The sequence below is a fragment of the Flavobacterium aquiphilum genome (assembly GCF_027111335.1).
Classification (GTDB): domain Bacteria; phylum Bacteroidota; class Bacteroidia; order Flavobacteriales; family Flavobacteriaceae; genus Flavobacterium; species Flavobacterium aquiphilum.
This window is the reverse complement of sequence record NZ_CP114288.1, coordinates 2178744-2191805: the sequence shown is the minus strand read 5'-3', so window position 1 is coordinate 2191805 and position 13062 is coordinate 2178744. Positions and strand designations below refer to the sequence as shown.

General features: G+C 35.6%; 8 protein-coding genes. 2 read left to right on the top strand and 6 right to left on the bottom strand.

The window, feature by feature from the left end:
- Window positions 1-184 precede the first annotated feature (184 nt).
- From OZP12_RS09085 to OZP12_RS20580, 5 genes are all read right to left on the bottom strand, one after another.
- Entirely contained in the window at window positions 185-1276 is a 1092-nt protein-coding gene (locus tag OZP12_RS09085) for a site-2 protease family protein (RefSeq protein WP_281228773.1), read from the bottom strand.
- 35 nt (window positions 1277-1311) lie between these two features.
- A complete protein-coding gene (locus OZP12_RS09080; protein WP_281228772.1) occupies window positions 1312-1551 on the bottom strand; it encodes an acyl carrier protein in 240 nt (79 codons plus the stop codon).
- 37 nt (window positions 1552-1588) lie between these two features.
- Complete coding sequence (fdhF, locus tag OZP12_RS09075) at window positions 1589-4255, bottom strand: formate dehydrogenase subunit alpha (RefSeq protein ID WP_281228771.1); 2667 nt, start codon at window positions 4253-4255, stop codon at window positions 1589-1591.
- Window positions 4256-4398: 143 nt separating this feature from the next.
- Window positions 4399-6111, bottom strand: coding sequence for a phosphoenolpyruvate synthase (ppsA, locus tag OZP12_RS09070; protein ID WP_349293575.1), 1713 nt, complete (start codon window positions 6109-6111; stop codon window positions 4399-4401).
- Window positions 6087-6827: a PEP/pyruvate-binding domain-containing protein gene (locus OZP12_RS20580; protein ID WP_349293574.1), complete on the bottom strand. Its 741-nt coding sequence runs from the start codon at window positions 6825-6827 to the stop codon at window positions 6087-6089. Before OZP12_RS20580 ends, ppsA begins: the two co-directional genes overlap by 25 nt.
- A 699-nt stretch (window positions 6828-7526) precedes the next feature.
- Between OZP12_RS20580 and OZP12_RS09065 the strand changes: the two genes are divergently transcribed.
- Window positions 7527-10238: a M16 family metallopeptidase gene (locus tag OZP12_RS09065; protein ID WP_281228770.1), complete on the top strand. Its 2712-nt coding sequence runs from the start codon at window positions 7527-7529 to the stop codon at window positions 10236-10238.
- Window positions 10239-10387: 149 nt separating this feature from the next.
- Window positions 10388-11773 carry a class II fumarate hydratase gene (gene fumC, locus OZP12_RS09060; protein ID WP_281228769.1) on the top strand — a complete coding sequence of 462 codons (1386 nt, stop codon included), beginning with the start codon at window positions 10388-10390 and terminating at the stop codon, window positions 11771-11773.
- Window positions 11774-11859: 86 nt separating this feature from the next.
- Here the strand turns inward: fumC and OZP12_RS09055 are convergent, their stop codons facing one another.
- Window positions 11860-13062 carry an NAD(P)-dependent oxidoreductase gene (locus OZP12_RS09055; RefSeq protein WP_281228768.1) on the bottom strand — a complete coding sequence of 401 codons (1203 nt, stop codon included), beginning with the start codon at window positions 13060-13062 and terminating at the stop codon, window positions 11860-11862.

Below are 13062 nucleotides of genomic sequence, written 5' to 3'. Positions count from 1 at the left end.
TTTATTTTTTGAAGTAAAAAAATTCATTTCAAATCAGATATAAAGACTAAACAAAAAAAACAACACAAAATACTAACAATCAGTTTCTTATACATCAAAAATCATACTATAAATTTACAAAAAAAGTAATAATTACCATCTAGAAACAACCATTTTTTTATGACAATTCATCGTATTCATTTGACTAATCCTGTTTTGATTTTATTGAATTTATCAAAACAAATTCCGATAAATTATCAGCATCTAAAATTCCCACAAGTTCATCTTTTTCCTTGACTAACAAAACGGCTGATTTTTTTTCATAGACTCTTTCTATTATATTTTCTAAGGGTGTATTTATATCAATATAGGATAATTCCCTATCCATGACGTCAAAAATAAGTGCTTCATCTCCCTTTTCTGAAAGGGCCTTTATGATTTGGTCTTTGTTTAGTGTTCCCACAATCCTATTATCTTGCGTTATCAAAAACTTCTTATGTTCGCTATGCAAGATAATTGCAATTGCATTTTTTAAATGTTCGTCGGCTTCTATCGTTTTGTACTCTTTCATAACTACATTCCTTACCGTATATCCCTTGAGCAAATTTTTGAAAATAAGCGACTCTGCCTCCATCTGAGCAGAAAAAATAACAAACAAACCTATCAAAATCAAAAAAGGATTATACAGAACGCCTAAAAAAACAAAAACTACAGCAATAAACTGACCGAAACGAACAGCAATTTTAGTAGCAGCACTTCGTTCCAGTCTAAGAGCAAGTAATGCTCTTAAAATCCTTCCGCCATCCATTGGAAAAGCAGGAATCAGATTAAAAATTGCCAAAGTAAAATTTACTATATAGAAATTTAGAAAAAAATTATTGGCGTTTACACCACTCGATAATTGAGAAGCCAATTCTTCAGAATCATGAGGAATGTAAATAAAAAAATATGTTAGTAGTGCCAATGCAATGTTCACAAGAGGCCCCGCAATGGCAACGAAAAATTCTTCTGAAGGTTTTTCAGGTAACCGCTCCAGCCGTGCAATTCCGCCTATAGGCAAAAGTGTAATACTTTTAGTCTTTATATTAAAGCTTTTTGCAATAAGAGCATGGCCTAATTCATGCAAAACAACGGTCATAAAAACGCACAAAACAAACAATACCGACCATACTGCCTGCATTGAATTTTGACCGTGTTTATAATTCACAAAAACAATAAACAATATTAGGAAAACAAAAGTCCAATGTATAAAAATACCTATCCCTGCGACGCTTCCAAGTTTAAACAATCCTTTCATTTTATTCTATGAATAATATTAAGACAATAAATCCTCTAATAAATATTTGTTTTTCCATAATCTTTCTCAGGAATTTCAATTCCCAATTTTTCGTTTAGAGCTATAATAAATTGTAAAGCATCAAACGAATCTATCCTTAGTCTTTCACTAATATTCTCATTAGGCTTCAATGTTGGAGGTTCTCTATCTGATGCTATTTTATTCCATGAAAAAGAAGCCGGGACTTTTTCATAATCCGAAAGATGATGATCTATATTATTTTTGACTGAAATCATATAATATTTTTAAAAATGAAACCAAACCATGAAAATGCTACTTTATTTTTTCTATCCTTACAGCCGTTACCTTATATTCAGGCGTTTGTACATAATTATCCCTAAAAGATCCTGTTATTTTATTTATAAACACTTCTGAATTATTGAAAGTCGCAAAGCATTCCCCTTTTCGAACACTGTCATCAATTTTAACTTTCAAAAATGCTGTTCCATATTTGCTTAAAATTTTAGCCTTATTCCCTTCTTTTATTTTTATGCAAATGGCATCTTCGGGATGAATGTGAAGAAAATCGGAAGGATTAATGTCTTTATTGGCTGTTCTATAAGTCATTGTCCCTGAATTAAAATGGTACAATTCCCTTCCCGTAACCAGGATAAAAGGATATAATCCTGAGGTTTGCTCAAGTGTAGGAACAAAATCCACTTCGGCAAGATTTGCCTTATCCCCAATTGGGAAGTTTTTTTCATGAAGAATTTTGGTACCGAGATGATTTTCGTCAGGACAAGGCCATTGCAAACCGTCGTTTTCCATTCGCTGATAGGTAATTCCGTAAACTGCTTTCCATGCCTGTCTTATTTCATTCCAAATTTCTTCGGCTGATGTATAGTTGAATAACTCTTTTTTATTCATTTTCTCGGCCAATGCACATACAATTTCCCAATCCGTTTTTACATTATCGGGAGCAGGAATCACTTTTCTGATTCTTTGAATTCTTCTTTCGGAGTTCATGAAAGTGCCGTCCTTTTCAAATGAAGAAGCAATAGGCAGAAACACATTGGCAAATCGTTTTGCAGTTTCGGTCATAAACATATCTTGCACAATAAGTAGATCCAGATTATTGAACGCTTTTTCGGTATGACTTGCATCGGGCATAGTAAAATACACATCGAAACCAACAATCCACATCGCCTTGAGATGACCCAATGCCGCAGTATCAATCATTTCAGGAAGCGTAAGCCCTTTTTTATCAGGCAAATTGGTATTCCAAAGTTTTTCGAACCGTTCTCTCTCTTTCGTCACGGAAACAAGTCCCGTGTAAGAACCCGGTTCGCAACCCATTACGGCCGCACCTTGTACATTATTTTGTCCTCGCAAGGGATTAATTCCAGACCCGGGTTTTCCCATATTTCCTGTAATCAACGCCAGATTTACCAAAGCCATTACCGACTCGGTTCCTTGTGTATGCTCCGTTAATCCAAGTCCGTGAAAACACATTGATGGAGACGCTGTCGCAAATAAACGAGCCGCATCCCGAATTAGCTGTTCCGGAACCTGACATATTTTGACAGCTCGCTCAGGTGTCCATGCACTGATAAATTTTTTGAAGGCCTCCCAACCTTCCACCCGGTTTTTTATATATTTTTCATCAAACAATCCTTCATTTACAATAACATTTGCCATAGCATTAAACAGCGGAATATTAGTCCCTGCTTTTAACTGCAAATGGTATTTTGCATATTTTGAGAGTTCAATTTTTCGAGGATCGATTACAATCAAATTGGTTCCATTCAACACGGCCTGTTTGATTCTTGCCCCAACTATAGGATGACTTTTGGTGGTATTACTTCCCGAAACGAGAATTGTTTTGGCTTTCTCAATATCATCATACGAATTCGTTGCGGCGCCGGTTCCCAACATCATACTCATCGCTTTAGCAGTAGGCTGATGGCAAACCCTTGCGCAATTTTCTACATTATTTGTTCCGATAACGGCTCTTGCAAATTTTTGTATCAGGTAATTTTCTTCGTTTGTCGCTCGGGCTGAACCAATAATACCAATACTGTCTGAACCGAACTCAGTAGAAATCATTTTAAATTTCTCTGAACAAAATGTAAAAGCTTCGTCCCAGGAAACCTTTTCCCATTCTCCATTTTTTCGAATCATGGGATGCTTTATACGATCTTCAACATAATTATAATTCCACGCATATCGTCCTTTCACACAAAGATGTCCCTTACTAACGGGAGATTCCAAAACAGGATGAATCCCTATGATTTTTTCGTTTTTGATTTCAACATTTATCTCGCATCCAACACCACAATAAGCACAAACAGAACGAGTCGTTTTTTCCTGAATGCCATACAAAATTCTATTCTTATCTTCGATAGCACCCGTTGGGCAAGTGTCTGCGCATGCACCACAACTAACGCAGGAACTCTGTCCAAATAAGCCATTGGAATCAGAGACAATTTGTTCCTGGTCTCCTCTCTTTGACATATGCCATACAAACTGCCCTTGCAATTCCTCACATATTCTGATGCATCGCTCGCACTTAATACATTGCGAGGCATCGACTTGGATATAGGGATGAGAAACGTCCTTTACTTTTTTGGCTCTAATCGATAATTCTCCTTTTATACTGTAGCGATTCAACCAATAATGAAACTCTTTTTCAGGAAATTCTTTTAGAGCTGCTTGCGGGTAATTTTTAGCCATCATACCAAGAATCTCTTTTCTGTAATCCTCGATTTCCTTTGAAGTCGTTTCGATTACCATACCCTCGGAAAGCAAGGTGCTACAGGATGGCTGCCAATGTGAATCACCATTTATTTTTACAAGACAGCTACGACAAACCGATGAGGGAGAAATTCGTCTATCCTGACATAACGCAGGAATTTTAATAGCATTGTTTTGCAACAATTCTAGAATGGTTGTTCCTTCGACAAAGGAAAAAAGACGTTTATCTATTTTTACAGAAGGCATTCATTTAATTTTATCGAATTCATTCCTCATTTCTTCTAAAAAAGCAAATACACCAATACAACTTACCTAAAATATATTCTCTCGTATTGATTCACGAAGGTGCTCTAAAACTCAAAAAGTACATCTCAAAACTGTCTATCAAATTAGGCTATACTAACATTTGATTTATCAAGAGGCATTTTTTCGGCATCCAAAATATTTTCAATTCCCCTAATCAACGCATCCGGATTAAATGAAATGCTGTCGATTCCTTCCTCTACCAAGAACTTAGCAAAAGCGGGGATATCACTAGGTGCCTGACCACAAAGTCCAACTTTTATATCCATTTTTCTAGCTACCAGAATAGTTTGTTTTATCAAATATTTCACCGCCGGATTTTCTTCGCTAAACAAATAGCTCACTAACGCTGAATCCCGATCCAAACCTAAAGTCAGTTGCGTTAAATCATTGGAACCAATAGAAAATCCATCAAACAGTTTTGCAAATTCCTCCGCCATCAAAACATTACTCGGAATTTCAACCATAACATACACCTCTAAATCATTGGCGCCTTGCACCAAACCATTTTTTTCCATTTCTGCCAACACCATTTTTCCTTCTTCAACTGTTCTGCAGAAAGGAATCATCAATTTCACATTGGTAAGGCCCATTTCATTACGCACTTTTTTCATGGCTTCGCATTCTAAAGCAAATCCTTTTCGATAAAAATCACTGTAATAACGGGAAGCTCCTCGAAAACCGATCATTGGGTTTTCTTCATCGGGTTCAAAATATTGTCCGCCAATAAGGTTTCGGTATTCATTACTTTTGAAATCACTCATCCTTACAATGACATCCTTTGGATAGAAAGCAGCAGCCACAATAGATACCGCTTTGGCTAATTCATCCACAAAATATTTTTTAGGATCATTATAATCTTTGATCAATTCTTTTATAGTTGAATTAACGTTTTCATCAACCACTTTTTCTGGTTCACACAAAGCCAGCGGATGAATTTTGATCGTATTGGAAATAGCAAACTCCATTCGCATGAGACCAACACCTTGATTGGGATAGTAACTCAACTCGAAAGCCCTTTCCGGATCGGCCAATATTAACATAGGATCCGTTTTTGGCATTTCAAGTTTACTAAAATCTTGCTCTCGCACTTCCCATTTCAAAAAGCCATCATAAATGTTCCCCTCTTTTCCTTCGGCACAGGAAACTGTAATTTCCTGACCATTTTTTATGATTGAAGTGGCATTGCCACATCCAACTACCGCAACAGTTCCCAATTCCCTAGCGACAATGGCGGCATGGCTTGTACGACCACCTTTATTGGTAATAATTGCCGCAGCTTTTTTCATTATGGGATCCCAATCAGGATTTGTCAAATCGGTTACTATAATTTCGCCGTCCAGCAATAGGTTCCCCTCTTGTGGACTATTTAGGATTCGCGCTTTACCGGAAATTATTTTGTCTCCTAATGCAATTCCTTTTACCAAAAGATTTCCTTTTTCTTTTAGTTTATAAACTTCCCGGACTTTTTTATTTATTTTTCCATGAATCGTTTCCGGACGCGCCTGAACGATATAGAGTTTATTGGTAAATCCATCTTTGGCCCACTCAATATCCATCGCTTTTTTATAATGCTTTTCTATTTTATTACACCATTGGGAAAGCTGAATCACTTCAGTATCGTTTAGGGTAAATTGGTTTTGTTTATCCAATGAAGTTTCAGTATTTACAATCGTATTTTCAACTGTTAGCTTTTCGGAATTATCCGAATAAATCATGGTAAATTCTTTTCTGCCACAATTTCTTTTTAAAATGGGGTTTAAATTTTGTTTTTCTAAAGTAGGTTTAAAACCATCCATTCATCCGGAGTAATGCTACCTTGCACGATATTTTCACCTAATCCCCAAGAGCCATTAATGATGATTGTGTTTTCGAAACCAGAATCAGGGTCAATTGTAAACGCTACACCGGAAGACGCTTTATCGCTGCGCACCATTTGTTGAACTCCGACCGAAATGGCGATGTCGAATTTATCGAAACCCATATCAATTCTATATTTTATGGCTCTGTCTGTATATAAAGAAACAAAACAACGGTGCATGGCGGCCATCAATTGCTCTGTCCCACTGATATTTAAAAAGGATTGCATCTGCCCCGCAAAACTTGCTGTAGGCAAATCTTCTGCAGTTGCACTACTACGTACTGCTACATCAAGATTGTCTTTTCCGCATTGTTCACAAAGGAATTGGTAAGCTTTGTTTAACTCTTCTTTAATTTCATCCGGAATTACTGCCGATAAAATCAAGTTTCTTGCTTGTTCTCCAATGACAGAAAGATTAGAGTAATTTATTCTGTCTAATTTTAATAATAATTCGTCAAGTTGTTTAACTAAATTATTTTTTTTGATAAATAAACGGTATCCATTTGCTGTAAGAGCAAAACCGTTGGGAATGGCAACCCCCATGGGGGTAAGTTGGTTATACATTTCTCCAAGTGAAGCGTTTTTTCCACCAACTTTCCCTATTTGTGTTATATCAATTTGATTAAAGAAAAGTATATGATTGTATTTTGACATCTCTTATCGTTTTTTAACGTTAGAATGACATTAGAGTACAAGAATTCTAGTTAAAAAGCATTTTTTAATGCTTTTCAATTGAATAAAAAAATCTGCTTTTAAGTCTATTAACACTAAAAATGAGGCTGTCCATAAATGACTTTTAGTGCTTTATCAACCATTTGACACCATAACGAGAAGCTGTAAGTAGGAATCTTCCCTTAATAGAACCGATTTTATTGTAGTTCAAACTTCAATAAAAGTAACTGAAACAAGAGTAGGTTGTTTGTATTAAATTTTTAAATTGATTAAAATACGACTGTTAAATTCTGTCGTATTTTAATTATTAATGCTAGTAAATTTAATAAAATTTTATGGTTTTATAAAACATTAAAACCTTTTTTATTTTGACAAATTAACAATAAACAACTATTAAACAACAACTTAAAAATAAAACAATACAAAACCTAGCAAATCATTCACTTTTCACGATCTTACTCAAAAAAAGAGATTAAATTCCTATAAATCACAAAAAATCCGTTCTTATATTATTAATTTTTCGACAATCAAAAAGTACAGTTACTTAGTAATCTCCAAGATAAATCCTTTCTTAAATTAGTTAAAAATAATACTGCGTAAAATTTATCAAAACAAATGATTTTACTCTAACAAAAAACCATAATTTTACAATATTAAACTTACAATAAATTTGAAGATACTATGAAAAAACCATTTCTTTCTGTGTTATTTGTTTTCTTTTTAGTAATCAATCTATTTGCCCAAGAACCTACTTTTGTCACTTCAGTTGAAGGAATAAAAGAATATAACTTGCCAAATGGACTGAAAATTTTGCTAATCCCAGATGCCGCGCAATCCAACGTAATTGTAAATATTGTTTATGGCGTAGGTTCCCGTCATGAAGGATATGGAGAATCGGGTATGGCTCACTTACTGGAACATATGATGTTCAAGCGTTCCTCAAAATTTACAGACATCAAAAAAACAATTGCCGATAAAGGTGCAACAGCAAACGGAACAACCTACTATGACCGCACCAATTATTACGAAGCTTTACCTGCAACTGATGAAAATTTAAAATGGGCGCTTGAAATGGAAGCAGATAGAATGGTGACTTCGGCCATCCTTCAAACCGATTTGAATACGGAATTCAGTGTGGTCCGAAATGAGTTTGAAATGGGGGAAAATGATCCATCAGGAGTATTAAATGATCGTATCCTTTCTACAGCTTATTTATGGCATAATTATGGAAAATCAACCATAGGAAGTAAAGAAGATATTGAACGCGTTCCAGCCAGCCGTCTTAAAGTTTTTTATCAAAAATACTATCAACCTAATAATGCCACATTGATTGTAGGAGGAAAATTTGATGAGAAAAAAACCCTTTCCTGGATTAAAGAATACTTTGCCCCAATTCCAAAATCAAAAACTGAAATTGAAAAAACATATACGGTCGAACCAGTTCAAGACGGTGAGCGTTTTGTCGAACTCAAAAGAAATGGTGACCTTCAGTACATTGGTATGGCCTACCATACTCCAAGCTACTCTGACAAAGAATTTGCTGCTAACGATGCTTTGATTTCGATCTTAACTAATAATCCTTCGGGAGTTTTGTATAAAGCATTGGTAGAAAATAAATTATCAACTAATGTTTACGGATATACACTGACAATGAAAGATCCCGGATTCAGCTATTTTGGTTGTGATGTTGCCAAAGACAAAGATATCAATGTCGTTCAAAAAGCCTTTTTGGAAACCATGAACAATGTTCCTAATATGACTTTTACAGAAGAAGACTTAAAACGTGCTAAAAACGAACTATTAAAACAATTTGAAAACACGTATAACAAAACGCTTAACCTTACAGTAGCTATGACCGAATTCATCGGTGCTGGTGATTGGCGTTTGTTTTTTATAAACAGAGACAATATCGAAGCTTTGACAGTTGCCGATATACAAAATGCTGCCAAAAAATACTATTTACAAAGTAACAGAACCTGGGGGCGTTTCATTCCTGAAAAAACAAGCGAAAGAACAAAAGTAAATGACACCCCAGATATTGCAGCTCTTGTAAATGGTTATAAAGGAAAAGCAATGGAAGTCAATACAGGTACTTTTGAAGCTAGTGTTGCCAATATTATGAAATCTACTGAAGAAGGAAAATTAACCTCCGGAGGAAGATACGCTCTATTAGAAAAACCTACAAAAGGAAATAAAATCGAAGGACGACTATTGTTAAGAATGGGAGATGAAAAATCATTGAGCCAAAAATCAATGATTGCAGAATTAACAGCAAGTATGTTAAAATTAGGTACTAAAACCAGAAGCAAAAAAGACATCAACGATCAACTTGACCAATATAAAATTAACCTTAGCACACAAGCAACTGTAGATGGTTTATATGTGAGAATTAGTACCGATAAAGCTAATTTGAGTAATGCTTTAAACTTGGTTCAAGATATTTTAAAAAACCCTTCTTTTGATCCAGCTGAATTTGAAAAATTGAAATTGGAAACCAAAAGCGGATTAGAATCACAAAGAAACGAGCCACAGGCGGTTGCCAGTCAAGAATTGGTAAAAACAATCTCATTGTATCCAAAAACCCATCCTTACTACTCGGAAACAATCGATGAAAGTTTAGCAACCTTGAACAAGATTACGATTGATGACATTAAAAACTTTTACAATACTTTTTATGGCGGATCTAACAGTATAGCGTCATTTGTTGGAGGAATTGACAAAGAGGTTATCAAAAAATTCTTGAGCAGTACTCTTGATAACTGGAGTTCAAAAGTTGCCTACAAAAGAATTCCGACACAATATTTTGACGTAAAATCAAGCGAAAAAACCATTCAGATAAATGACAAAGCAAATGCTGTTTTATTTGGAAAAATAAATTTAAACGTTGGTGAAAAAAATCCGGATTACCCAGCCTTGGAAATGGCAAATGAATTATTGGGTGGAGGATCATTCCTTTCTTCCAGAATTCCGCAACGCTTACGTGAAACTGAAGGATTGAGCTATGGAGCCGGTTCATATATACAAGTTAATGCCATTGACCCTACAGGAAATTGGGGAGTTTATGCCTTTTACAACCCTACAATGAAGGAAAAACTAACAACAGCCCTTAATGATGAAATTCAAAAAGCAATCAGCAAAGGTTTCACCAAGGAAGAATTTGACAGTTCATTAAAATCTTGGTTGCAAAACAGACAAACAATGCTTGGAACTGATGAATTCATTGTTCGTGAACTAAGAGAAAATATGGATTTGGGCAAGACTTTTAAAGACTATGAAGATTTTGAAACCAAAGTAAAAAACTTGGATGTTCAAAAAATAAACAGTGTTTTGGTTAAGTATTTCGATCCTAAGAAACTAGTGATTATTAATGCCGGAGATTTTGTAAAAAAATAGTTTAAACCGAACTGATAGTGAAAAATGTATTGAGCAATCAATACATTTTTTTATGGAAAGAACTGATTCTTATAAATAAAAAAAGAACTAACTTTATCACACAAAACACAAATAAATCATTGTTTTTCAAACACATAAAACAAACAAAAATGGACTTTAGAATCGAAAAAGACACTATGGGCGAAGTGCAGGTTCCGGCTGATAGATATTGGGGAGCACAAACCGAACGTTCTCGAAATAACTTCAAAATAGGTCCACCTGCATCGATGCCAAAAGCAATTATTGAAGGCTTTGCTTATCTCAAAAAAGCTGCTGCCTATACCAATTGTGAATTGGGTGTTTTAAATGTAGAGAAACGGGATTATATTGGTTTGGTTTGTGACGAAATATTGGCGGGTCAACTCTTAGAGGAATTTCCTCTTGTGATCTGGCAAACTGGTTCGGGAACCCAAAGCAATATGAATGTCAATGAAGTCATTGCCAATCGTTCACAAGTACTAAAAAAACTAAGTATTATAGAAGACGAGCCATTTATTAAAGCCAATGACGATGTGAATAAATCACAATCTTCCAATGATACTTTTCCAACGGCTATGCATATTGCTGCCTATAAATTGGTAGTCGAAAATACCATTCCTAATGTCGAAAAATTAAAAGACACGCTCCATAAAAAAGCAATTAAATTCCAATCGGTGGTTAAAATTGGCCGTACACATTTAATGGATGCCACTCCCCTAACTTTGGGTCAGGAAATTTCGGGCTATGTGGCGCAATTGGATCATGGATTGAAAGCACTAAAGAATACGCTACCACACCTTTCTGAAATCGCTTTGGGCGGAACTGCAGTTGGTACTGGCTTGAATACTCCAAAAGGCTATGATAAAAGAGTAGCCGAATATATTGCTCATTTCACGGGACACCCTTTTGTAAGTGCTCCCAATAAATTTGAAGCTTTGGCTTCTCATGATGCGATTGTGGAAACCCACGGTGCCATCAAGCAACTGGCCGTTTCTCTGAATAAAATAGCTAATGATATCCGCATGCTCGCTTCGGGGCCACGCTCAGGAATTGGTGAAATCCTTATCCCCGAAAATGAACCGGGCTCTTCCATCATGCCGGGAAAAGTAAACCCCACACAATGTGAAGCTCTTACTATGGTTTGTGCACAAGTAATTGGTAATGATATGGCAATTACTGTTGGCGGTATGCAAGGACAATATGAATTAAACGTTTTCAAACCGATGATGGCGGCCAACTTCCTTCAATCAGCTGAATTATTGGGAGATGCCTGTCACTCATTTGACATCCATTGCGCACAGGGAATTGAGCCCAACCTCAAACGCATTGAGGAATTAGTAAACAATTCACTGATGCTAGTTACTGCTTTGAATACAAAAATCGGATATTATAAATCGGCAGAAATAGCTCAAACCGCACACAAAAACGGCACCACTCTAAAAGAGGAAGCCGTACGGTTGGGATATGTTACTCCGGAAGAATTTGACGAATGGGTAAAACCTGAGAATATGGTTTAAATTAATGGTTAATGGTTAATTATTTTTTAAAACTTATTCAACGTTAATTTCATTCATAATTAACCATTAACAATTAATAATTATTTTCATTTTCCATCTACATAATCCTGTAAATAACTAAAACGCTCAGTAAGTTTTCCGTTTTCGGTAATTTTGGCTCTTTTGAGGATACCATCTTTGTCTCCGTTGAAAAAAGCTGGTAAAACGTGCTCTGAGAACATTTCACCAAAACCTTCACTGGCATCTTTTGGCAACTCGCAAGGCAAATTATCAACGGCCATGACTACAATTGCAGCAGGATGAAAAACATCCACTTCTTTATTTTCGCTTGGCAAATAACCGTATAGAGGTTCTGCAATAGTCGATGAACGTACTGTACAAGCAATAGGTCCGTCAACATCGCAGGAAATATCAGCCACCACTTTTATCTTGCAATCACTGGCCTGAAGCATTTCGCGGGTTAAAATTGCGGGAGCCTCATTGGCATGAAAATGACCTGTGATATAAATATCCGAAACCTTCGTGAATCGCTCAAAATCGGATACATATTCGGATGGATTATTATGAAAATCGGTAAAATCCAGAACTTGTCCGTCTTTTCTTTTGTTGTAATCCAAAACGTCAATTTGGGTATAGACAGCCTGAGTATAATTTTTGCTTAAATAATTTTCGGGAGTAACCTCTTTAATTTTCATAGCATCCAAAATTTCCTTTGCACCACCACCTACTTTTCCTGTGCCAGTTACTACTATTTTCAAAGGAGGCAAAACCAATCTTTTCAAATGAGTAACTAATGCATCTTTGCCTGATAGTGTTTCGGCTTTTGGCATTTTAAACAATTCGAATTTTATCCCAAAAGCACGAAAAGCATTATAAGTGCCAACAAATCCAGCATAACGGCCAAAACCAATTAATCTGTGATTATGTGAATCCACAATTGTTTCATGATCATAAAGATCAATATTTTTCTCTAAAATAGCCTGCAATAGCTTTCTGTTGTGAGGTTGTTTCTTTATAGTATGCGAAAAAAAGAAATACGCTTTATTCGGAATCAAATTATCAACAGGAACTTCTTTTACACCAAAAAGAACATCGCAATCACTCACGTCATTGACAACTTCAATTCCCATACTTTGGTATTGAATATCGGAAAAAATACGAGTATCCGAACTTTCAACTTTTACAGTACAATCATGATATTTCTGTTTTATTTTGGCCAATTCATTTGGTGAAAAAACAACTCTTCTATCTGGTGGATTCTTTCTTTCTTTGAGGATTCCGAATTTCAT